The sequence below is a fragment of the Kribbella kalugense genome (assembly GCF_004365875.1).
Lineage (GTDB): Bacteria > Actinomycetota > Actinomycetes > Propionibacteriales > Kribbellaceae > Kribbella > Kribbella kalugense.
This window is the reverse complement of record NZ_SODF01000001.1, coordinates 2,240,828-2,262,297: the sequence shown is the minus strand read 5'-3', so window position 1 is coordinate 2,262,297 and position 21,470 is coordinate 2,240,828. Positions and strand designations below refer to the sequence as shown.

Annotated in this window: 18 protein-coding genes and 1 pseudogene; 16 read left to right on the top strand and 3 right to left on the bottom strand. The window is 67.1% G+C overall.

The window, feature by feature from the left end; all coding sequences use genetic code 11:
- Nucleotides 1-9 precede the first annotated feature (9 nt).
- Entirely contained in the window at nt 10-750 is a 741-nt protein-coding gene (locus EV650_RS10660; protein ID WP_134117792.1) for a cell division protein FtsQ/DivIB, read from the top strand.
- 160 nt (nt 751-910) lie between these two features.
- Nucleotides 911-2,173, top strand: a pseudogene (gene ftsZ / locus EV650_RS10655) (cell division protein FtsZ); the annotation flags it as partial.
- A 532-nt stretch (nt 2,174-2,705) separates the two neighbouring features.
- On the opposite strand, the gene EV650_RS10650 reads toward ftsZ, so the two are convergent.
- Nucleotides 2,706-3,227 carry an ArsR/SmtB family transcription factor gene (locus EV650_RS10650; RefSeq protein WP_134117788.1) on the bottom strand — a complete coding sequence of 174 codons (522 nt, stop codon included), beginning with the start codon at nt 3,225-3,227 and terminating at the stop codon, nt 2,706-2,708.
- Nucleotides 3,228-3,284: 57 nt separating this feature from the next.
- Here EV650_RS10650 and EV650_RS10645 point away from each other — a divergent pair, with 57 nt between their 5' ends.
- The 6 genes from EV650_RS10645 to EV650_RS10620 all read left to right on the top strand — a co-directional run bounded on the left by EV650_RS10645 (nt 3,285) and on the right by EV650_RS10620 (nt 7,563).
- The gene (locus tag EV650_RS10645) at nt 3,285-4,190 is read left to right on the top strand and encodes a S41 family peptidase (RefSeq protein WP_134117786.1); all 906 of its coding nucleotides are present in this window, start codon (nt 3,285-3,287) and stop codon (nt 4,188-4,190) included.
- Nucleotides 4,191-4,199: 9 nt separating this feature from the next.
- Complete coding sequence (locus tag EV650_RS10640; protein WP_134117784.1) at nt 4,200-4,925, top strand: purine nucleoside phosphorylase YfiH/LACC1 family protein; 726 nt, start codon at nt 4,200-4,202, stop codon at nt 4,923-4,925.
- A complete protein-coding gene (locus tag EV650_RS10635) occupies nt 4,922-5,635 on the top strand; it encodes a YggS family pyridoxal phosphate-dependent enzyme (RefSeq protein ID WP_134117782.1) in 714 nt (237 codons plus the stop codon). The genes EV650_RS10640 and EV650_RS10635 overlap by 4 nt, the downstream gene beginning before the upstream one ends.
- Before the next feature lie 70 nt (nt 5,636-5,705).
- Complete coding sequence (locus tag EV650_RS10630) at nt 5,706-6,251, top strand: cell division protein SepF (RefSeq protein WP_134117780.1); 546 nt, start codon at nt 5,706-5,708, stop codon at nt 6,249-6,251.
- A gap of 50 nt (nt 6,252-6,301) precedes the next feature.
- Nucleotides 6,302-6,607 carry a YggT family protein gene (locus EV650_RS10625; RefSeq protein WP_134117778.1) on the top strand — a complete coding sequence of 102 codons (306 nt, stop codon included), beginning with the start codon at nt 6,302-6,304 and terminating at the stop codon, nt 6,605-6,607.
- A 197-nt stretch (nt 6,608-6,804) separates the two neighbouring features.
- Nucleotides 6,805-7,563 carry a DivIVA domain-containing protein gene (locus EV650_RS10620; RefSeq protein WP_134117776.1) on the top strand — a complete coding sequence of 253 codons (759 nt, stop codon included), beginning with the start codon at nt 6,805-6,807 and terminating at the stop codon, nt 7,561-7,563.
- Between the two features lie 126 nt (nt 7,564-7,689).
- Here EV650_RS10620 and EV650_RS10615 read toward each other — a convergent pair whose 3' ends face one another.
- The gene (locus EV650_RS10615) at nt 7,690-8,265 is read right to left on the bottom strand and encodes a pyridoxamine 5'-phosphate oxidase family protein (protein ID WP_134117774.1); all 576 of its coding nucleotides are present in this window, start codon (nt 8,263-8,265) and stop codon (nt 7,690-7,692) included.
- Nucleotides 8,266-8,312: 47 nt separating this feature from the next.
- On the opposite strand from EV650_RS10615, the gene EV650_RS10610 reads away from it, so the two are divergent.
- Complete coding sequence (locus EV650_RS10610) at nt 8,313-8,789, top strand: MarR family winged helix-turn-helix transcriptional regulator (RefSeq protein ID WP_134117772.1); 477 nt, start codon at nt 8,313-8,315, stop codon at nt 8,787-8,789.
- On the opposite strand, the gene ileS is transcribed toward EV650_RS10610, so the two are convergent.
- Nucleotides 8,786-11,932 carry an isoleucine--tRNA ligase gene (gene ileS / locus EV650_RS10605; RefSeq protein ID WP_134117770.1) on the bottom strand — a complete coding sequence of 1,049 codons (3,147 nt, stop codon included), beginning with the start codon at nt 11,930-11,932 and terminating at the stop codon, nt 8,786-8,788. The two genes, EV650_RS10610 and ileS, sit on opposite strands and share 4 nt — an antisense overlap.
- A 742-nt stretch (nt 11,933-12,674) precedes the next feature.
- Between ileS and EV650_RS10600 the strand changes: the two genes are divergently transcribed.
- From EV650_RS10600 to EV650_RS10570, 7 genes are all read left to right on the top strand, one after another.
- Nucleotides 12,675-13,130, top strand: a complete 456-nt coding sequence (locus EV650_RS10600) for a TraR/DksA family transcriptional regulator (protein ID WP_202874453.1) — start codon at nt 12,675-12,677, stop codon at nt 13,128-13,130.
- Nucleotides 13,103-13,714, top strand: a complete 612-nt coding sequence (gene lspA, locus EV650_RS10595) for a signal peptidase II (RefSeq protein WP_134117766.1) — start codon at nt 13,103-13,105, stop codon at nt 13,712-13,714. The genes EV650_RS10600 and lspA overlap by 28 nt, the downstream gene beginning before the upstream one ends.
- A gap of 14 nt (nt 13,715-13,728) precedes the next feature.
- A complete protein-coding gene (locus tag EV650_RS10590) occupies nt 13,729-14,637 on the top strand; it encodes an RluA family pseudouridine synthase (protein ID WP_134120008.1) in 909 nt (302 codons plus the stop codon).
- A complete protein-coding gene (locus EV650_RS10585) occupies nt 14,634-15,284 on the top strand; it encodes a DUF998 domain-containing protein (protein WP_166678078.1) in 651 nt (216 codons plus the stop codon). Before EV650_RS10590 ends, EV650_RS10585 begins: the two co-directional genes overlap by 4 nt.
- Nucleotides 15,285-15,389: 105 nt before the next feature.
- A complete protein-coding gene (gene dnaE, locus EV650_RS10580) occupies nt 15,390-18,938 on the top strand; it encodes a DNA polymerase III subunit alpha (protein WP_134117762.1) in 3,549 nt (1,182 codons plus the stop codon).
- A 33-nt stretch (nt 18,939-18,971) separates the two neighbouring features.
- On the top strand, nt 18,972-19,592 hold the full coding sequence (locus tag EV650_RS10575) for a hypothetical protein (protein ID WP_134117760.1): 621 nt from the start codon (nt 18,972-18,974) through the stop codon (nt 19,590-19,592).
- Nucleotides 19,593-19,640: 48 nt separating this feature from the next.
- Nucleotides 19,641-21,416, top strand: a complete 1,776-nt coding sequence (locus EV650_RS10570) for a DUF3352 domain-containing protein (RefSeq protein ID WP_134117757.1) — start codon at nt 19,641-19,643, stop codon at nt 21,414-21,416.
- Nucleotides 21,417-21,470: the final 54 nt, after the last annotated feature.

Below are 21,470 nucleotides of genomic sequence, written 5' to 3'. Positions count from 1 at the left end.
GTTTGTTGAATGAGCCAGAGCGTTGATCTGGCTCGGGCACAGCAGCGGTTCGCGCGCCGGCAACGGCTGGTGCGCTGGCGGAGTTGGTTGCCGTGGGCTATCGGCGGCGGACTGGTCGTCCTGGCCGGGCTAGTCGTCTGGTTGTTCTACTTCTCCTCCGTACTCGCGGTTTCCGGCGTCCGGATCAGTGGCGCGGACACGGTGCCGCTGGCAACGATCGAGCAAACGGCGGCCGCACCGATAGGTACGCCGCTGGCCAAGGTGGACCTGCGGTCGATCGCGGACCGGGTGCGGTCGATCCCGGCGGTCGCGGACGCTCAGGTGACGCGGGCGTGGCCGCGCAAGATCGTGATCGTCGTCACCGAACGGGTTCCGGTCGTGGTCGTCACCGACGGTTCGCGGTACGAGCTGGTCGACGCGACAGGTACGACGTACCGCACGGTGCCGGACCGGCCGGCCGGGCTGCCGGAGGCGAAGGTGACCGGGGTACGGCGAGACGTCACGGTGCACTCGGTCGTGACCGTGTCGGCAGCCTTGCCGGAGAGTCTGCGAGCCCAGGTGTCCTCGATCACGGCGGCCTCACCGGACTCGATCACCCTCAACCTCAGCAGTGGGGTCAAGGTCGTTTGGGGTAGTTCCGATGACAGTGCGCGCAAGGCCGGGGTACTGAGCGTGCTGATGAAGCGGAAGGCCAAGGTGTACGACGTGTCGGCGCCCGATCTCCCTGTGACAAAAGGGGAAAAGCGGTGACTGATCACATCCCGGACGCCTGCGGCGAGGCGCGTGGACTTTGGCTCGGAGCGTCCCGTACCGTGCGTCGTAATCTAAAGTTGACATAAGTCTAAGCATTCACTTGAGGTTCAGTCTTTTCGCTGGACAACGGGAAACGAACGAGGCGAGAGGCGCGGACGTGGCGGCACCGCAGAACTACCTGGCACTCATCAAGGTCGTGGGCATCGGCGGCGGCGGCGTGAACGCTGTCAACCGGATGATCGAGCACGGTCTGAAGGGCGTTGAGTTCATCGCCATCAACACCGACGCGCAAGCGCTGCTGATGAGCGACGCGGACGTCAAGCTCGACATCGGCCGGGAGGAGACCCGGGGCCTCGGCGCCGGCGCGAACCCGGCGATCGGGCAGAAGGCCGCCGAGGACCACGGCGAGGAGATCGAGGAGGCGCTCAAGGGCGCCGACATGGTCTTCGTCACGGCAGGTGAGGGTGGTGGCACCGGCACCGGTGGCGCGCCCGTCGTGTCCCGGATCGCGCGTTCGCTCGGTGCGCTGACGATCGGCGTCGTGACCCGGCCGTTCTCGTTCGAGGGCAAGCGCCGTGCGACCCAGGCCGAGGACGGCATCGCCGCCCTCCGCGAAGAGGTCGACACGCTGATCGTCATCCCGAACGACCGGCTGCTGACCATCTCCGACCGCGCCGTGTCCGTGCTGGACGCGTTCAAGCAGGCCGACCAGGTGCTGCTGCAAGGTGTTTCCGGCATCACCGACCTGATCACCACACCGGGTCTGATCAACGTTGACTTCGCCGACGTCAAGGCGGTCATGTCGAACGCCGGTTCGGCGCTGATGGGCATCGGCTCGTCCCGCGGCGAGGACCGCGCGGTTGCGGCGGCCGAGGCGGCGATTTCGTCTCCGTTGCTCGAGGCAAGCATCGAGGGTGCGCACGGCGTACTGCTGTCGATCGCGGGCGGCTCCGACCTGGGGCTGTTCGAGATCAACGAGGCGGCGCAGCTGGTGTCGGAGTCCGCGCACACCGACGCGAACATCATCTTCGGCGCGGTGATCGACGACGCTCTCGGTGACGAGGTGCGGGTGACGGTGATCGCGGCGGGTTTTGACGGCGGGATGCCGAAGCGGCGCGAGCAGGCGATGAACCAGGCTCGGCCGCAATCGTCCCGGTCGGGAGCGCAGAACTACTCGGCGCCGATGTCAGGCTCCAGTCAGCCTGGAAACCAGTCCGGTGGACAGGGTTCGGGTGGGCAAGCTTCGGGTGGTCAGCAAGGCGGCCAGCCTGGTGGGCAGTTCTCGGGCGGTCAGCAGGGTGCGGGTCAGCCTGCGCAGACCCCGAGTCAGCCGGCCGTCCCCGGTCAGCAGGGTGCGCCGGCCGTCAACGCGGCGCCGGGGAACCCGCCGGCGCCGACCGACGACACGGTTCCGGTGCCCGCACCGACCGAGCCGCGTTCCGGCGTCGGTACGACGAACTCCGCACGCCCGCCGGCTGGCGACCCGGTCCGTACGGTGCAGTCCGGTCAGCAGTCGGCCCAGCCGGCACCACACACCCCGGCCTCCCCGTCGACCCCGCACTCCTGGCCCACCCACGGCCCCAGCTCATCCGGCACCCCGTCCAACGGCCCCACGCAGTCCGGTCAGCCTGGTCAATCCAGCCAGCCGGCGCAGTCGGGTCAGCCGGGCGCAGCCAGCCGCCCGAAGAAGCCGGAGCCCGAAGAAGACCTCGACATCCCCGACTTCCTCAAGTAATCCCCGCCCTCCAGCAATCGAGCGCGAACCCACGTAATCAAGAGCGAACGTTTCAGGGGTCAACCCCCCAGCTGGACGGTTGCGGACCCGGATTCTCCGTCCGCAACCGACCATCTCCGGGGTTGACCCCTGAAACGTCCCCCGGCCGGCTCCGCGCTGTACGGCGGTGGGCGGGAGGTGGGTCAAGGTTCGGTGGGTGGCTGGGCCGGGAGTTGGCTCAGCCCTGGGTGGGTGGTTGGGGTTGGCGGGGTTGGTAGACGGAGATGACTACGCCGTAGCGCGATTCGCCGGGGCCGGCGTCGGTGAGGTTGCGGACCATTCGTTCGAGGGTCTCGGTGAGTTCGGTGGCCTGGTCGGCGGTGAGGCGGATGTTTCGCAGGGTGAACATCGGGTCGGGGTCGGCGGTCTCTAGCTCGGCCGCGACCGCTTGCAGCGCGATGGTGTTGTTCGCCCGCGCGCCTTCGCCGACGAAGCTGAACCGCTCCGCGGACCGTCGGTAGTACTGCTCGGTCCCGCCGCGCACCTGCCTCGTCTCGGCCACGTGCACCATCCCGGCATCACGCAGTACGCCGAGGTGGTGGGCGACGTTGCCCTTGGCAGTCCCGAGCGCGACGGCCAGCTGGCTGATCGTGGCCGCCTCCTGTCCGACTGCGAACAGCAAGCGATGCCGCAACGGGTGCCCGAGGGCCTTGAACTGTGCGGCCGTCGACACCTCCAGCTGGTCCCGGATCTCGGTCATGAATCAAGCGTCGAGAATTCTTGACGCTTTGTCAATCCGCATGCTTCACTCCTCCGCATGCAGACCGAAGAGATCCGCGCCGTCATCGGCCGCCTGGGCGAACTTGTCGCCGAGCACTACGTCTTTCCCGAGACCGGCCGTGAGGTGGCCGACCGTCTCGCCAAGCACTCGGCCGACGGCCGGTACGACGAACTCCAATCGCCGGACCAGCTCGCCGAGCGAGTCACGACCGACCTCCAGGTCGGCAACCAGGACAAGCACCTCCGGCTGAAGTTCCACCCCGACGGCCCGCCGGACGAGACCGATCCGATCGCCGAGGAACTGCACTGGCGTCGTCAGGCCGAGCGCGACGGCGGCGGGATCGCCCGGGTCGAACGGCTCGACGGCAACATCGGGCTACTGGACATCCGCCCGTTGCTGTACGACCCCAACCACGCCGGCGCGGCCTTCACCGCGGCGATGACGCTGCTCGCCTCGACCGACGCGCTGTTGATCGACCTGCGCCGCTGCGTCGGCGGCTCGCCCGATCAGGTCGCCTTCGTCTGCAGTCATCTGGTCGAGCCCGGCGAGCCGGTCCATCTGCAGGATCTGATTACTCGGTCCGACGGAACCAGGCGGCAGTTCTGGACCACGCCGTACGTGCCAGGTCCGCGGTTCGGCGGCATCAAGCCGATCTGGGTGCTGACCAGTTCGGCGACGTTCTCCGGCGGTGAAGAGTTGGCGTACGACCTGCAGCAGCTCGGCCGGGCGGTGATCGTCGGCGAGCGGACGAAGGGCGGTGCGCATCCGCGGCAGGGTTTCAAGGTGCACGAGCAGCTCGAGGCAACGGTGCCGGTGGCGCGTTCGGAGAACGCGATCTCGGGGACGAACTGGGAGGGCACCGGTGTCGCTCCCGACCTCGACGTACCCGCGGACGAGGCGTTCGAAGTGGCCTATCAGCGGGCGCTGGCTTTCGCTGGGTAACCTTCAGTCGTGTTCGGCTACGACGAGGTACTTTCCGCTGCCCGGGTCGCGTTCACCGATCGGTACGGCGGGGCCAGCAAGCCGCCGTACGGCGAATTCAATCTCGGTGGGTACGGCGAGGACGCCGAGCGGATCGCTGAGAACTTCCGCCGGGTCGCCACCGCGTTCGAGGTGGCGCCCGAGGCGGTCGTCCGGGTCAGCCAGGTCCACGGCCGCGAGGTCCACGTGATCGGTCCGGACGACGACCTGCCGCTCGATCGGAATCCGAAGGCGGACGGGCTCGTCACGACGCGATCCGATGTTGTGCTCGCCGTACGTGCCGCCGATTGCCTGCCGGTGCTGCTGGTCGGCGACGGCGTCATCGGTGCGGCGCATTCCGGCCGCAAGGGCATGTACGTCGGCATCGTGCCGGCGACTGTCGACGCGATGCGGGACCTCGGTGCATCGCGGATCACCGCCGTACTCGGACCGTATGCGTGTGGGAAGTGCTACGAGGTTCCCGAAGACATGCGGGCCGAGGTCGCGCAGCGCGTGCCGGCGGCGTACTCCGAAACGAGTTGGGGCACTCCCGCACTCGACGTGGCCGCTGGTGTGAAGTCACAACTCGTCGAGCTCGACGTCGAGGTTGTCGACGCGACCGCGTGCACGATCGAATCGGACAGCCTGTACTCGTACCGTCGCGAAGGGCCGATGAGCGGCCGGATGGCCGGACTGATCAGACTGGTGACGCAATGAGTGACCGCGCGAATGAGCTGCGCGACAACTTGCTGCAGGTTCAGGAACGGATCGAGAAGGCCTGTCAGGCGGCCGGGAGAGCGCGGGACGAGGTCAACCTCGTGGCGATCACTAAAACCTTCCCAGTCAGCGATGTACGGGCGCTGGCGGCCCTCGGTGTCCGCGACGTCGGGGAGAACCGCGAGCAGGAGCTCAAGGTGAAGGCGCCGGAGTGCCCGGACCTCATCTGGCACTTCGTCGGCCAGTTGCAGTCGAAGAAGGCCCGGTCGGTTGTGCGGAACGCTTCGGTCGTGCACTCGGTCGATCGGTCGTCACTCGTTGAAGCGTTGTCCAAGGCCGCAGTCGGCGAAGAGAAGACGGTGCGCTGCCTGATCCAGGTGAGCCTTGCCGCGTACGGATCGGCGGAGGCGGCGACCGGTGCCGGCCGGGGTGGCGTCGAGCCTTCCGCCGTACCGGAGTTGGCTGCGGAGATCGCGGCCGCGGACGGGCTGGAGCTCGGGGGAGTGATGGCGGTTGCGCCGTTGGGTTCGGACCCGGAGGAAGCCTTTGCCGGACTGCACGACGTAGCGTCCCGGCTACGCTCCGAACACCCTGGTGCCGACTGGATCTCGGCCGGGATGACCGCTGATCTGGAGGCGGCGATCAAGCACGGTGCGACACACGTTCGGCTCGGGCGCGCATTACTCGGTACGCGCACTCCACTGGGTTAGTGTCGACATCGAGCGGGTTTAGCTTCCGGCTCACTGTTGTCGTCGAACCGGATCGAGGTGCTGGAGGGCCATGAGCGGCGCGCTGCGCAAGATGGGTGTCTACCTCGGCTTGGTCGAGGACGGGGAGCGCTACAACGCGCGGTACGACGACACGTACGACGACGAGTACGAAGAGTACGACGACGACGCCGTCGACGGGGACTCCCACGAGACCGAGCCGGTACCTGCCGGCCGGGAGAGCCGCGAGTCTCGCGAGGACCGCGAGACCCCGAGCGGCGCCACGGTCAGCAAGTTCCCAGACCGGCGCGGGGTCGCGCCGTCCCCGGAGGTAACCGAGTTGGCCCGCATCACCACCGTGCACCCGCGCAGTTACAACGAAGCGCGCGTCATCGGTGAGCATTTCCGCGACGGCACGCCCGTCATCATGAACCTGACCGAGATGGACCACGCCGACGCCAAGCGGCTGGTCGACTTCGCGGCCGGGCTGATCTTCTGCTGCCGTGGCTCGATCGAGCGGATCACCACCAAGGTGTTCCTGGTCTGCCCGCCGAACGTCACGGTCGCCGCCGAGGAGAAGGAGAAGATCGCCGCGGACGGGTTCTACAACCAGAGCTGACGCTCTGGCTGGTCAACACCCTTCCGCCGTCTTCTACACTCATTGACGACATGGTTGCTCTAGCGCTCGTCCTCAGTGTTCTCAGCTGGGTGCTGCTCGCCTTCTTCCTGATCCTGGTGGCGAGGTTCGTGCTCAGTCTGATCGTCATGTTCGCGCCGCAGTGGCATCCGAAGGGACCGCTGCTGCTGTTCTTCGAGTTGATCTACTCGGTCACCGATCCGCTGCTGCGGCCGCTGCGCCGGATCCTGCCCCCGATCGGGGCCGGTGGGGTGCGGATCGACCTGTCCATGCTGATGTTGTTCGTCATCGTTTCGGTGGCGATGTCCATCAACTCAACGGCTTTACGCTCGTTGTAAGGGTGAGGAAGGCGCGGACTGGGTAGGTGGAGACTCGGAAAAACGGGGCTGTGTCTACGGGGCCGCTCCACCGGGCAGGACCGTTGTCACCCGCCCGGATTCCGTCATAAGACAACGAAGCGATAACGTGATCTACTGAGTCGCCGGGGTGTAGCACCACGGGGACTCCGCCAAGACACAGACAAACGAGGTGAAAGATGCCGCTGACGCCGGATGACGTCCGCTCGAAGCAGTTCACGCCCGTCCGACTACGGGAGGGCTACGACGTCACAGAGGTCGACTCCTTCCTCGACGAGGTCGAGGCAGAGCTCGAGCGACTTCTCGCCGAGAACGAGGAGCTGCGGGCCAAGCTCGCGGCGGCTCAGCGCGCGGGCGCGGACCAGCAGCGGCCGGTCGACCAGACCGCCGCGCTGCCGCCAGTCGTGCAGCAGCCCAAGCCCCCGGTCGTGGTCGAGAAGGTCGAGGAGAAGCCGCCGGTGATGCCGGTGGTCGCGGCTGCTGGTGCAGCTGCTGCGGCCGGCTCGGTCGGTGACGCCTCCAGCTCGGCCGTTCGGCTGCTGGAGATGGCCACCAAGCACTCCGACGACCTGGTCCAGGAGGCGAAGGACACCGCCGACAAGATCATCGGCGAGGCCCGCGCCAAGGCCGAGCGGCTCGAGAACGAGGCGCGTGGCAAGGCCGACCGGATGACCGGTGAGGCTCGCGCCCGCGCCGAGAAGCTCGACGGCGAGATCGCCGAGCGTCGCGCTCAGATGCTCGGCACGCTGGAGAAGCAGAAGGGTCAGCTCGAGCGCACGATCGACGACCTGCACGCGTACGAGCGTGAGTACCGCAGCCGCCTGAAGACGTACTTCACCGAGCAGCTGAAGGCGCTCGGCAACGGCGACGACACGCTCAGCCCGCGCAACGGCTTCCGCCCGGAGGCCCGCGCCCAGGCTCACGGTCACGGCGTTTAAAGACTCGGTGTCGTAAAACCTCGGAGTCGCGTTTCATCCCTCGAGGGGGCGGTGCTTTCCGGCAGCACCGCCTCTTCGGCATGTCTGGACCCTTTTGACTCAGGGTCCCTTCCCGGTAACGGGGAGTCAGGGCCAGACCCGAGGTTCCTTCCGGCCGCTGAGCGTCTCGACATCAGCAAGCCGAAGCCGGTACGGCGCAAGCCGTAGGAGTGAGGGTGACTCTGTATTGAATGCCGCGCCTCCGGCGCGGCGGGTCGTGGGGCTGTTACTCCCGGCCTTCCCTCGTCGCTCCGGTCGCTTCGCTCCCTGCGCTCCTCGGTCCAGGCCGGGAGGCCCCACGACCGGGGCCGGTCCAGCGGGGAACACACTCCAGAAGTCGTAGCCGAGTGGGGCTGGAGCGTCGCGGTACAGCTCCCAGACTCGTTGCCGCGTCGCGGCATCGGTGACCCACTCCGCCTCGCAGTCGGCGATGGCCACTTCATGACCGGGCTCCCAGTAGCTGCAGCTCAGATACGGGCTGTAACTGAGGTGCCGCACCTTGACCGGCGTCGCCCGGGTGACGATCCATCCGGTCAGCTGATCGTCGAGCTCCCAGATCGGGTGCAGGATCCGGCTCCGCGGCCGGTTGTCCGGACCGACCGTCGCGACCGTGCACCACACGATGCGGTGCGCTCTCTCGAGAAACTCCTTTTGCACAACCATGGTTGTAGGTTAGTCGATGCACAACCATGGTTGTATAGTTTGCCGGCATGGAGTTCGATCCGGCTGATGCCGACCTGTCCCTGGCATCACTGTTCGCCGGCTGGGCGTTGGCCGACGAGCTCCAGCGCCGACTTGCTGCCGACGGCTTCGAGGACTCGCGGTTCGCGGACGGCGTGGTGTTCCAGCATCTGGTCGCCGGCCCGGTGACGATCAGCACACTCGCCGAGAAGCTCGGCGTCACACAGCAAGCGGCTTCGAAGTCGATCGCCGACCTGTCGAACCGCGGCTACGTCAGTCGCCGCCCCGACCCGGCCGACGCCCGCGCCCGCATCGTCGTACTGACCGACCGTGGTCAGGCGGTCATCGAGGCCGCCCGCAAACACCGAGCCGCCCTCGATGCCGAACTCCGCCAAACCCTCGGCGACGCCAAGGTCGAAAAGGCCCGCCTACTGATGATCGACATCATCAACCACCTCGGCGCGAGCCCGTCGTTGCGGGCCCGCGCCGTCCGGCCGCCTCGTTAGGCCTTGGTGAGCCAGTAGGTGAGTTGGAGGTCCTCTTCGGTGCCTTCGGCAACGTCGACCAGGGGTTCGGACGGGGCCGACTGGGCGAGGTTGACGGCGAGGACCTCGCGGGCGATCTCGTCGGCGTGCTTGCCGAGGGCATCGGCCAGCTCAGGGTCGGTCGAGGTCAGCCAGACCTTGATCCGGTCCGACACCTCGAGGCCGGCGTTCTTCCGGGCCTCCTGCAACGTTCGGACCACCTCGCGGGCCAGGCCGGCCTGCCGCAGTTCCGGCGTGACCTCGAGGTCGAGGGCAACGGTCTCGCCCTGCTCGTTGACCACCGACCAGCCTTCCTTCGGTCGCTCGGACAGCAGTACCTCGGCCTCGCTCACCCGGACGTCCTCGCCGTCGACGACGACGCTTGCCGACCCGGTCTCCTTCAGCTCGACCGCGAGCCCGCCGGCGTCGGCGGCGGCGATCGCGGCCGCGACCACCGGCGTCTGCTTGGCGAACCGCTTGCCCAGCTCACGGAAGTTGCCCTTGGCTGAGAACTCGACCAGGTCCGCACCCGCGGCGGACAGCGGCTCGACCGTGCCCACGTTGAGCTCGTCGGCGATCTCCTGCAGCAGTTCCGGCGACAGGTCCGCGATCGCGGCCGACCCGACCAGGGCACGGGCCAGCGGCTGCCGGATCTTCACCTTCGCCTCGGCGCGGGCCGACCGGCCGAGCTCGACGACGCGCCGCGCCATCGACACATGCTGCGCGAGCACGTCGTCGATCAGCGTCTCGTCGTACGTCGGGAAGCTGGTCAGGTGGACGGACTCGGGCAGCCCGGGCGTGACTGGGCGGAATACGTCCTGCCAGACCCGCTCGGTGACGAACGGCATCAGCGGCGCCATCACCCGGGTGAGTACGTCGAGTGTCTCGTGCAGGGTCGCGAGCGCACTCGCGTCACCGGACCAGAACCGGCGGCGCGAACGGCGTACGTACCAGTTCGAGAGCACGTCGACGAACGAGTTGATCAGTACGCCGAGCCGTTGCGTGTCGAACTCGGCGTACGCCGCGTCCGTGTCCCGGACCAGCCGGTGCGTCTCGCTGACCAACCAGCGATCCAGCACCGAGCGGTCCTCGACCGCAGGAGCGTCGGCAGGCGACCAATCGGACAGCCGCGCATACAGCGCGTGGAACGCGACCGTGTTCCAGTAGGTGAGCAGCACCTTCCGGGTGATCTCGTTCAGCACGTTCGGCCCGATGCCGCGCGCCTTCCACGGCGACCCGGACGCGGCCATGAACCAGCGCACCGCGTCCGCGCTGTGATTGTCCATCAGCGGGATCGGCTCGAGGATGTTGCCCAGGTGCTTGGACATCTTCCGGCCGTCCTCGGCCAGGATGTGCCCGAGGCAGACGACATTGCGGTACGACGACTCGTCGAAGACCAGCGTGCCGATCGCCATCAGCGTGTAGAACCAGCCGCGGGTCTGGTCGATCGCCTCGGAGATGAAGTCGGCCGGGTAGGTCTTGGCGAACTTCTCCTCCGAGCCCTCCGCCCACGGGTAGCCCCACTGCGCGAACGGCATCGAACCCGAGTCGTACCAGGCGTCGATCACCTCGGGCACCCGGTGTGACTCGGCGCCACACGTCGGGCAGTCGAAGGTGATGTCGTCGACGAACGGCCGGTGCGGGTCGGTGGAGCTCAGGTCCCGGCCGGCCAGCTCGCCGAGCTCGGCCAGCGAGCCGACGCAGACCTGGTGGTCCTCGTCGCAGCGCCAGATCGGCAGCGGCGTACCCCAGAAGCGAGAGCGGGAGACCGCCCAGTCGATGTTGTTCCGCAGCCAGTCGCCGTACCGGCCCCACTTGACCGAGTCCGGGTACCAGTTGGTCTTCTCGTTCTCGCGGAGCAGTGCGTCCTTCACCTGGGTGGTGCGGATGTACCAGGACGGGAGCGCGTAGTACATGACTGGCGTGTGGCAGCGCCAGCAGTGCGGGTACGGGTGCTCGTACGGGACGTGCTTGAACAGGACGCCGCGGTCCTTGAGGTCCTTGACCAGGTCCTCGTCGGCCTTCTTGAAGAACTGGCCCCCGACCAGCGGTACGTCGGTGTTGAAGTGACCGGTCGTGTCGACCGGGTTCACCACCGGCAGGTTGTACTCGCGGCCGACCGCGAGGTCGTCCGCACCGAACGCGGGGGACTGGTGCACCAGACCCGTGCCGTCCTCAGTGGTGACGTAGTCCGCCAGTACGACGTAGTGCGCCGGCTCGTCGAACTCGACCAGCTCGAACGGACGCTGGTACGTCCACAGCTCCATCTCGCGGCCGACGTACTCGTTGGTGACCGTCCAGCCTTCACCGAGCTTGTCGAGCAGCGGCTTGGCGACTACTAGTGACTCGTTGCCGTCGGTGGCGACGACGTACTCGACATCCGGGTGTACGGCGACCGCGGTGTTTGAAACGAGTGTCCACGGGGTCGTCGTCCAGACCAGGAGCGACGCCTTGCCGGCGAGCGGGCCGGAGGTCAGCGGGAAGCGGACGTAGACCGACGGGTCGACGACTGTCTCGTAGCCCTGGGCGAGCTCGTGGTCGGACAGGCCGGTGCCGCAGCGCGGGCAGTACGGCGTGATGCGGTAGTCCTCGACCAGCAGGCCCTTGTCGTGGATCTGCTTGAGCGACCACCAGACCGACTGGACGTACTCCGGGTCCATCGTCTTGTACGGGTGCTCGAGGTCGACCCAGTAGCCCATCCGGACGGTCAGCTCGTTGAACGCGTCGACATGCCGCAGTACGGACTCGCGGCACTTGTCGTTGAACGCGGCGATGCCGTACGCCTCGATGTCGTTCTTGCCGCTGAAGCCGAGCTCTTTCTCGACCGCGACCTCGACCGGGAGGCCGTGGCAGTCCCAGCCGGCCTTGCGCTCGACCCAGAAACCCTTCATGGTCCGGTAGCGCGGGAACACGTCCTTGAAGACGCGGGCCTCGATGTGGTGGGTGCCGGGCATGCCGTTCGCCGTCGGCGGGCCTTCGAAGAACGTCCACGGCTGTCCGCCGGCGGACTGCTCGAGGCTCTTGGCGAACGTGTCGTGCTCGTCCCAGAGCGCGAGCACCTCGCGCTCCAGTGCCGGGAAGTCGACCTGGGCCGGAACCTGCCGCCAGGGGGTATCTGCCGCCATCTCTGCGTCCTTCGTCGCGTCCTGCTGCCGGACGAGGGACGAAGTGCCGGGACTTTACCCGGCTACCGCGCGGTACCACCCTCCTTGATGACCCAGAGTGCGGTCACCCACTTCCTTAACCACCCGCTGCCGGTTCTAATAGGTCCTTGCGGACCGTTCTTCCGGCGGCTCCGGGGTGATAGCCCCATCGTTGCCTTGCGGATCGCAGTTGTCAGTGTACGGCGTCGTACCGCATGACTACGAATCGTTAATCGATGGTCAGTTCGCGGTTCTCTGCGCACAATGCTGCTGCGTTCAGAGGGTTCAGAAGTGAGGGGGAGTTGAGCTTCAGGTGACTGACGGTAACGGCTGAGACAGGGCTGTGACGCGCGGAACATCGAGCGGACTTGAAGAACCGACTACCGTATGTCCACGGTCTGCGCGTCGGGCTGGCACGTGGTCAACACGTGGCCTACTGTCTTGCGACCAGTCCGCTTCAGTCTCCGACGAAGGCAGGGGGTAGCTGACCATGGCTACATCGGCACCCAAGAAGTCCGCCCCCCAACGTTCTGCTGCGGCCAAGAAGAGTGCCGCAAAGAAAACGTCCGAGCCGGTCCAGAAGACGACGGCACGGAAAGCGCCGGCGAGGACCTCGCCGGCCGAGAAGACTTCCGCGGTGAAGAAGTCGACGACGACCACCACCGCGAAAAAAGGTACAGCGGCTAAGACCCCTGCCAAGGAAGCCCAGACGAAGAGGGTGGCCATGAAGACGAACGAGAACAGGACTCCGGCGACGGCGCCGGGGAAGTCCGCTGCACACACGGCCGAGACCTTCAAGGTGAAGCCGGGCGAGGACCCGTGGACCGCGGCCGAGATCGCCGAGCTGCGTACCGAGCTGGAGAGTGAGGTCGAGCACCTCAAGGAGGAGATCCGCGACGCCGAGCAGGAGATCGCGGGGCTGTTCCGGGACGGCAGCGACGGCGCCGGCAACGACCAGGCGGACGTCGGCTCGACCACGCTGGAGCGGTACCACGAGCTGTCGGTGGCCAACAACGCCCGCGACATGCTGAACCAGATCGAGTTCGCGCTGGCCCGGATCGACGACGGCACGTACGGCGTCTGTGAGAACTGCGGCAACGCGATCGGCAAGGGTCGGCTGCAGGCGTTCCCGCGTGCGACACTGTGCGTGTCATGCAAAGAACGCCAGGAACGCCGCTGAACGACCCCGCCTCGTCCCATCAGGTGGAGGACGCAGACTCACCGGAACCGGCCGACGAACCGTCGGCCGGTTCTCCGTCGTCCCCGGATGGCCGGTCCTGGAAATGGATCGGGTTGTTCGGTGGGGTCGGGCTGGTGATTCTGGTGATCGACCAGATCACGAAAGCTTTGGCTCTGGCGCATCTGACGCCGGGGGAGCCGGTGAACGTGGTCGGGTCGCTGCTCAAGTTCAACCTGATCCGGAATCCGGGCGCCGCGTTCAGCCTCGGGACCAGTTACACGCCGTACATCTCGGCGGTCCAGATCATCGTCGCGATCGGTGTCATCTATCTGTCCCGACGACTCGGGTCGGCGGGTTGGGCAGTCGCGTTCGGGCTGCTGTTCGGCGGCGCGGTCGGGAACATCATCGACCGGATCTTCCGGGAGCCGTCGGCGTTCCACGGGCACGTGGTCGACTTCCTGCAGACGCCGCACTGGGCGATCTTCAACGTCGCGGACATGGCGGTGTCGACGGCCGCCGTACTGCTGGTGATCCAAACGCTGCGTGGGATCAAGCTCGACGGGACCAGGGAGCAGCGCAAGTGACTGCCCGGACCGTGATGGTGCCGGACGGTCTTGCGGGGGAGCGGCTGGACGCGGCGCTGTCCCGGCTGTTCGGCGTGTCCCGGACCAAGGCCGTCGAGATGATCGAGTCCGGCCTGGTCCAGGTGGACGGCGTACCCGCACCGAAGTCGTCTCGGGTCGCGGCCGGCGTACTGCTCGATGTCGAGCTGCCGGCGCCGCCGACCGAGGTGACCGTCGTACCGGAGACCGTGGACAACCTGCGGATCGTGTACGACGACGACGAGATCATCGTGGTCGACAAGCCGGTCGGCGTCGCCGCCCATCCGTCCCCTGGCTGGACCGGGCCGACCGTGATCGGTCATCTGGCCGGAGCTGGGTTCAACATCTCCACGAGTGGCGCGGCGGAGCGCAAGGGGATCGTGCATCGCCTCGACGTCGGTACGTCGGGGCTGATGGTGGTCGCGAAGACTGAGTACTCGTACACCGTGCTCAAGCGCGCCTTCAAGGAGCGGACGGTCAAGAAGATCTACCACGCGCTCGTGCAGGGCCATCCGGATCCGTTCACCGGCACCGTCGACGCGCCGATCGACCGGCACCCGAACCACGACTACAAGTTCGGCGTGGTCGCCGGAGGCAAGCCGAGTGTCACGCACTACGAGACCCTCGAGGCCTTCCGGTACGCGACCCTCCTGGAGATCACCCTCGAGACCGGCCGCACTCACCAGATCCGCGTGCACATGTCCGCGATCGGCCACCCGTGCTGCGGCGACCTCACCTACGGCGCCGACCCGGTCCTGGCCGAGCGCCTCGGCCTCAACCGCCAATGGCTGCACGCGATGCGGCTCGGCTTCAACCACCCCGGCACCGGCGAGTACGTCGAGTTCACCTCGAAGTACCCCGACGACCTGGATCAGGCTCTGGACCTGCTCGTCGACGCCCAGTGAGTGCCCGCCGGGCGTTGGCGATCGCTGCCATTGCGGGGCAGGGAGTCTTCATCGTCGGCGTGGCAGTCGGCAGCGTGATCGAGGGACACGGGTACAACGTCGCGCGCGACGACATCAGCGACCTGGCGGCGCTCACGGCGCACCACGCGACCTTGGCCCGTCTCAGCCTCGGTATCGCCGGCGTCCTCACGATCGCGTTCGCGCTGCTGGTACTGCGGCCTGCTCTGCGTACTGCCGATGGTCACGAGTCCGTCGGCGCCTGGCTGGTTGCCTTCTCGCTCGCCGGTTGGGACAACGTCAGCGACGCGTTCTTCCGACTCGACTGCCGGAACGCGGACGCCTGGTGTGTGTCGACGGCGTCCTTCGAGTCGTGGCACGGCAAGGTGCACATCACTTCGTACGTGGTCGCGGGCGTGGCGACGGTGATCGCGCCGTTCCTGCTGTCCCGACGGATGCGCGCGATCGACGGCTGGCGGGAGCTGGCCGGACCGACCCGGATCGCCGGCTTCGTCATCATCGCGGCGCTGGCCGTGACGGCGTTCACCGGCGGCACCGCGGTCCAGGGCCTGGCCCAGCGTTTCGCTCTCGTGCTGGTCTCGCTCTGCGTCGTGCCGCTCGCCGTCCGAGTGCTTCGACTGACCGGATAGCGGGCGGGTTGAGGACTCCCCGGAGAGCCCGTTCGGAAACTGTCCGAGGCTCGAACTAGGCTGCTCCAGTCACCCTCACTTACGCCCTGGGAGGTCCGCGCCGATATGGGGTCCAGCGACAGTTTCGTCCACCTGCACAACCACACTGAGTACTCCATGCTGGACGGCGCCGCGCGGATCGACGAGTTGTTCAAAGCCGCAGCCGAGCAGGGCATGCCGGCCCTGGCGACGACGGACCATGGCTTCGTCTTCGGTGCGTATGAGTTCTGGCGGACCGCGAAGAAGTACGACGTCAAGCCGATCATCGGCTGCGAGGCGTACCTCACGCCGGGGACCCATCGGACCGAGCGGCGCCGAGTGAAGTGGGGAGACGCCAGCAACAACAGCAGTGAGGATGTATCGGGCGGTGGCTCCTACACGCACATGACCCTGCTCGCGAAGAACACCGGGGGTATGCACAACCTCTTCAAGATGGCGTCGCTGGCCAGCCTCGAGGGCTACTACTTCAAGCCTCGGATGGATCGAGAGCTGCTGCAGACCTACGGCAAGGGCCTGATCGCGACGACCGGGTGCGTCGGCGGGGAGGTGCAAACCCGGCTGCGGCTCGGCCAGTACAAGGAGGCCGTCGAGGCGGCAGCGGAGTTCCGGGACATTTTCGGCGCGGAGAACTTCTACTGCGAAGTGATGGACCACGGTATCGACATCGAGCGGCGGACACAGGAGGACCTGCTCCGACTCGCCAAAGATCTCAACCTGCCGCTGGTAGCGACCAACGATCTGCACTACACGCACAAGGAACACGCCCCTGCGCATGCCGCGTTGCTGTGCGTCCAGTCCGCATCGACCCTGTCCGACCCGAACCGGTTCAAGTTCGACGGCGACGAGTTCTATCTCAAGTCGCCGGAGCAGATGCGCGACCTGTTCCGGGACCATCCCGAGGCGTGTGACAACACGCTGCTGATCGCCGAGCAGTGCGACGTCAGCTTCACCGAGGGCGAGGGCCGGTTCATGCCGCGCTTCCCCTGCCCGGAGGGGGAGAACGAGGAGTCCTGGTTCGTCAACCAGGTCGAGGTCGGGCTGCACGAGCGCTACCCCGGTGGGATCACCGACGAGATCCGCAAGCGGGCCGACTACGAGATCGAGATCGTCGTCTCGAAGGGGTACGCCGGCTACTTCCTGGTCGTCGCCGACTTCATCAACTGGGCCAAGAAGCATGGCATCCGGGTCGGTCCGGGCCGTGGTTCCGGCGCCGGTTCGATCTGCGCGTACGCGATGCGGATCACCGACCTCGAGCCGCTGCGGCACGGGCTGATCTTCGAGCGCTTCCTGAACCCGGAGCGGATGTCGATGCCCGACTTCGACATCGACTTCGACGACCGCCGCCGCCCCGAGGTGATCCGGTACGTCACCGAGAAGTACGGCGACGACCGGGTCGCGATGATCGTCACCTACGGCACGATCAAGGCCAAGCAGGCGATCAAGGACGCCGGCCGGGTGCTCGACTACCCGTTCGCGATGGGCGACCGGATTACCAAGGCGATGCCACCCGCGGTGATGGGCAAGGACGTGCCGCTGTCCGGCATCTTCGATTCTTCCCACAAGCGGTACTCCGAGGCCGGCGAGTTCCGCCAGCTGTACGAGGCCGATCAGGACGTCCGCAAGATCGTCGACACCGCCCGCGGCCTGGAGAACCTGAAGCGCCAGTGGGGTGTGCACGCGGCCGGCGTGATCATGTCCAGCGAGCCGCTGATCGACCTGATCCCGATCATGCGCCGCGACCAGGACGGCCAGATCATCACCCAGTTCGACTACCCGAGCTGCGAGACGCTCGGCCTGGTCAAGATGGACTTCCTGGGTCTGCGCAACCTGACGATCATGGACGACGCGGTCAAGAACATCGAGGCAAGCCACGGCTTCACCGTCGACCTCGACGCGCTCAGCCACAGCCTCGACGACGGCCCGACCTTCGAGCTGCTCGGGCGCGGTGACACCCTCGGCGTCTTCCAGTTCGACGGCGGTCCGATGCGAGCGCTGCTGCGGCTGATGAAGCCGGACAACTTCGAGGACATCTCCGCTGTCGGCGCGCTCTACCGGCCGGGCCCGATGGGTGCGAACTCGCACACCAACTACGCCCTGCGGAAGAACGGTCAGCAGGAGATCAGCTACCTGCACCCGGAGCTCGAAGAGTCGCTGAAGCCGATCCTGGGCCCGACCTACGGGCTGATCGTCTACCAGGAGCAGGTGATGCGGATCGCCCAGGAGCTGGCCGGCTACAGCCTGGGCAAAGCGGATCTGCTCCGCAAGGCGATGGGTAAGAAGAAGCGCGAGGTGCTCGACGCGGAGTACGTCGGCTTCGAGGCCGGCATGAAGGACAGCGGGTTCAGCGCGGCCGCGATCAAGACGTTGTGGGACATCCTGGTCCCGTTCTCCGACTACGCGTTCAACAAGGCGCACTCCGCGGCGTACGGTCTGGTGTCCTACTGGACGGCGTACCTGAAGGCGAACTACCCGGCGGAGTACATGGCCGCTGTCCTGACGTCGGTGAAGGACGACAAGGACAAGATGGCCATCTACCTGAACGAGTGCCGCCGGATGGGCATCAAGGTGCTGCCGCCGGACGTGAACGAGTCCGACTCGAACTTCACCCCGGTCGGCACCGACATCCGCTTCGGCCTGTCCGCGATCCGCAACGTCGGCGTGAACGTGGTCGCCGAGATCGTCGGCGCCCGCGAGGAGAAGGGCCGGTTCGCTGACTTCGTCGACTTCATCGACAAGGTGCCGCTGCCGGTCTGCAACAAGCGAGTGATCGAGTCGCTGGGCAAGGCCGGCTCGTTCGACTCGATGAACCACGCCCGGCGGGCGATCGTCGCGGTGCACGAGCAGGCCGTCGACGAGGCCATCGACCTCAAGCGGAACGAGGCGCACGGGCAGTTCGACCTGTTCTCGATGGGTGACGACGCCGAGGAGGGCGAGGGGAACAGCCGCCTCACCGTCACGGTCCCCGAGATCGAGGAGTGGGACAAGGCGACCAAGCTCGCGCACGAGCGGGACATGCTGGGGTTGTACGTGTCCGACCACCCGCTGTTCGGGGTCGAGCACGTGCTCACCAACGGCACCGACTGCACGATCGGTCAGCTGCTCGCCGACGAGGACCGTCCGGACGGCAGCCGGGTGACGATCGGTGGCCTGGTGACCGCAGTCCAGCGGAAGGTGAACAAGCGCGGCGACATCTACGCGATTGTCACCATCGAGGACCTGGAAGGTTCGCTCGAGGTGATGATGTTCTCCTCGGCGTACCAGCTGCACGCGCACCTGCTCAGCAACGACGCGATCATCCTGATGAAGGGCCGGGTACGCCGTCGTGAGGACCGGCTCGAGCTGAGCGGCGACGAGGTCGTCGTACCCGACCTGACCGAAGGCCCGAGCGGCCCGGTCGTCCTGACGATGCCGGTCAACCGCTGCACCCCACCGGTCGTCGATCAGCTGCGCGACATCCTGACGTCACACCCCGGCATGACCGAGGTCCACCTACGCCTCCAAGCCCGCCAGAAGACCACAGTCATGCGCATCGGCGACCGCTTCCGCGTGACCCCGACCTCGTCCCTGATGGCCGACCTGAAAGCCCTCCTGGGCCCGTCCTGCCTGGCCAGCTGACGGGTGCTGGGACGGATGCGGCACACTGGCGGCGTGAGTCAGGATCAGTCTCCTCAGTCTTCGCCGTATGTGGCGCCGCCTTCGATGAACCCGTTCGGGGCGCCGCCGGTGGCGGAGCGGGCGTTGCCGTGGGCGAAGGCTGTGCTGGTGACTGTGGCGGTGTTCCTGGTCGCCGGAGTGGTGGCCGGCTGGGCGTGGCAGCAGTTCTCGCCGTTGGCGCAGTACACCGTGGACGCGCAGGGCGGGTCGCTCGGTGAGGAGCAGATGACCCAGATCTTCGGGCCGGACGGGACGTTCACTGCGATCGGGTTCATTGCCGCGGTGGTGCTCGGCGGGGCGCTGTTCTTGTGGCTGCGCAACTACGGTCCGTGGTCGGTGGCGATCGTTGCCCTCGGCGCCTGTCTGGGCGGCGGGGTCTGCTGGGGTGTCGGCATGCTGCTCGGGCACGACCCGCTGGATGCGCGGTTGCGGGCGGCTCGGCCGGGTGATCTGGTCGCGGCTCCACTCGAGCTGCACACGTGGACGCCTCTGGTGTCTTGGCTGGTCGGCGCCGCATTGGTTTGCGCTGTGATCGCTGCCACGACGTGGCGCGCGGACCCGGTTGCAACCACTTCGCAACCTGCTGCGTCAGACCCTGCGCCACCGGTCCACTAACCTTTGCAGGTCCGGCGGGTGAGGCCACCGGAGCCAGCGAGGGAGCTTATGTCCGACCAGAACCAACCGCCCAACCCGCAGTACCCAGGCGCCGGCGGTCCGCAGCCGCAGTACGGTCAACCCCAAGGCCAGAACCCTTGGCCACAGCAGGGCAGGCCACAGGGTCCACAGCAGGGTCAGCAGTACGGCGCCCCGCACCAGGGTGGTCCTCAGCAGGGTGGCCAGCAGTATGGCGCCTCGCAGCAGAGCGGACCCCAGTACGGCGGTCCTCAGCAGGGCGGGCCGCAGTACGGGCAGCCTGGACAGGCGTCGTACGAGCAGATGCATGTCGGTGGTCAGCCGCCGCAAGGCCCCGGGTACGGCGGTCAGCCGCAGTGGCAGCCGGAGCCGAAGAAGAAGCGCGGCAAGCTGATCCCGATCGTCGCCGCACTCGCGATGGTGCTGGTCCTGGCCGGCGGCGGAATCTTTGCCTACGGCAAGCTTGCCGGCGGTAAGCAGCCGGCCGACGTGCTGCCCGGCACCGCCGTGGCGTACGCACGGATTGACCTGAACCCGTCCGCCGGCCAGAAGGTCGCGGCGATCCGGTTCATGATGAAGTTCCCGTCGGTGAAGGACAAGCTCGGCCTCACCGGTGACCAGGACGACCTGCGGCAGAAGCTGTTCGAGCAGATCAAGAAGTCCGCCGGCGACGATCTTGCGACTGTCGACTACGACAAGGACATCAAGCCGTGGCTCGGCGATCGGGCCGGCGTCGCTCTGCTACCGCCCGCTGACGGCAAGGACGACCCGGTCCCCGTGGTCGCGGTCCAGGTGAAGAACCAGGACGCCGCCAACAAGGGCCTCGACAAGCTGATGGCGAACGAGGACAAGAAGCCCGGCCGAGCGTTCAGTAACGGGTACGTGCTGCTGTCCGACGACCAGGCCACCGTCGACTCGGCCGTCGCCACCGCCAAGGACAACCCGCTGACCAAGAACGCCAAGTTCAGCGCGGACATGGACAAGCTCGGCGAGCAGGGCTTCCTGTCGGGCTGGGCGGACATGAAGGGCATCGCCACGATGACCGGCAAGGTCGACTCCGGTCAGCTGGCCGGCCTCGGCGACGCCACCACGGCGGTCGCGCTGCGGTTCGACGCGTCGTACGTCGAGCTGAAGGGCATCGGCCAGGGCGACAAGAGCATCAAGGTGAACTCGGCGGCCGACGCCGGCGACCTGGTCTCGAAGCTGCCGGACAGCACGGCCGGCGCGATCGCGATCTCGGGCGGCGACAGCCTGATCGACACCGCCTGGCAGCAGCTGCAGAAGACCGGCGGCGACAAGCTCAAGCCGATGATCGACCAGATCACCGAGGAGACCGGCCTGACCCTGCCGGACGACCTGAAGAGCCTGGTCGGCAAGAACCTCGCGGTCGCGGTCGACAAGGACGCCGCGAACGGCCCGAAGATCGCGGCCCGGATGGAGACCGACCCGGCGAAGGCCGAGACGGTCGTGCAGAAGCTGACCACGCTGCTGCGCCAGCGTTCGTCGGCCAACATCCCGATCGAGACCGCGAAGGACGACGACACCTTCGTCGTCTCGACCAGCAAGGACTACGCCGACCAGGTGCTGAAGGGCGGCAACCTCGGCCAGGCGGAGAACTTCAAGCAGGCGCTGCCCGACACCAAGGGCGCGGTGATGATCGGGTACGTCGACTTCGAGGCGGCCGGCTCGCTCAGTCAGCGGTTCGCCGAGGACAAGGATCTGGCAGCGCTCCGTTCGGCGGGCATCGTGGCCCGCTCGACGGGTGACGGCCAGGCCGAGTTCAGCCTGCGAGTCGTCGCCAAGTAGTCAGCTCGCCGAAGAAGCCCCGGACACTCGTCCGGGGCTTCTTTGCTGGGTGAT

Excerpts from the sequence above, each read along its gene's own strand:
- EV650_RS10660 (WP_134117792.1), top strand. The coding sequence starts at position 10 with ATGAGCCAGAGCGTTGATCTGGCTCGGGCACAGCAGCGGTTCGCGCGC.
- EV650_RS10650 (WP_134117788.1), bottom strand. The coding sequence starts at position 3,227 with ATGACCGAGATCCGGGACCAGCTGGAGGTGTCGACGGCCGCACAGTTC.
- EV650_RS10645 (WP_134117786.1), top strand. The coding sequence starts at position 3,285 with ATGCAGACCGAAGAGATCCGCGCCGTCATCGGCCGCCTGGGCGAACTT.
- EV650_RS10635 (WP_134117782.1), top strand. The coding sequence starts at position 4,922 with ATGAGTGACCGCGCGAATGAGCTGCGCGACAACTTGCTGCAGGTTCAG.
- EV650_RS10630 (WP_134117780.1), top strand. The coding sequence starts at position 5,706 with ATGAGCGGCGCGCTGCGCAAGATGGGTGTCTACCTCGGCTTGGTCGAG.
- EV650_RS10625 (WP_134117778.1), top strand. The coding sequence starts at position 6,302 with ATGGTTGCTCTAGCGCTCGTCCTCAGTGTTCTCAGCTGGGTGCTGCTC.
- EV650_RS10620 (WP_134117776.1), top strand. The coding sequence starts at position 6,805 with ATGCCGCTGACGCCGGATGACGTCCGCTCGAAGCAGTTCACGCCCGTC.
- EV650_RS10615 (WP_134117774.1), bottom strand. The coding sequence starts at position 8,265 with ATGGTTGTGCAAAAGGAGTTTCTCGAGAGAGCGCACCGCATCGTGTGG.
- EV650_RS10610 (WP_134117772.1), top strand. The coding sequence starts at position 8,313 with ATGGAGTTCGATCCGGCTGATGCCGACCTGTCCCTGGCATCACTGTTC.
- ileS (WP_134117770.1), bottom strand. The coding sequence starts at position 11,932 with ATGGCGGCAGATACCCCCTGGCGGCAGGTTCCGGCCCAGGTCGACTTC.
- EV650_RS10600 (WP_202874453.1), top strand. The coding sequence starts at position 12,675 with ATGAAGACGAACGAGAACAGGACTCCGGCGACGGCGCCGGGGAAGTCC.
- lspA (WP_134117766.1), top strand. The coding sequence starts at position 13,103 with ATGCAAAGAACGCCAGGAACGCCGCTGAACGACCCCGCCTCGTCCCAT.
- EV650_RS10590 (WP_134120008.1), top strand. The coding sequence starts at position 13,729 with ATGGTGCCGGACGGTCTTGCGGGGGAGCGGCTGGACGCGGCGCTGTCC.
- dnaE (WP_134117762.1), top strand. The coding sequence starts at position 15,390 with ATGGGGTCCAGCGACAGTTTCGTCCACCTGCACAACCACACTGAGTAC.
- EV650_RS10570 (WP_134117757.1), top strand. The coding sequence starts at position 19,641 with ATGTCCGACCAGAACCAACCGCCCAACCCGCAGTACCCAGGCGCCGGC.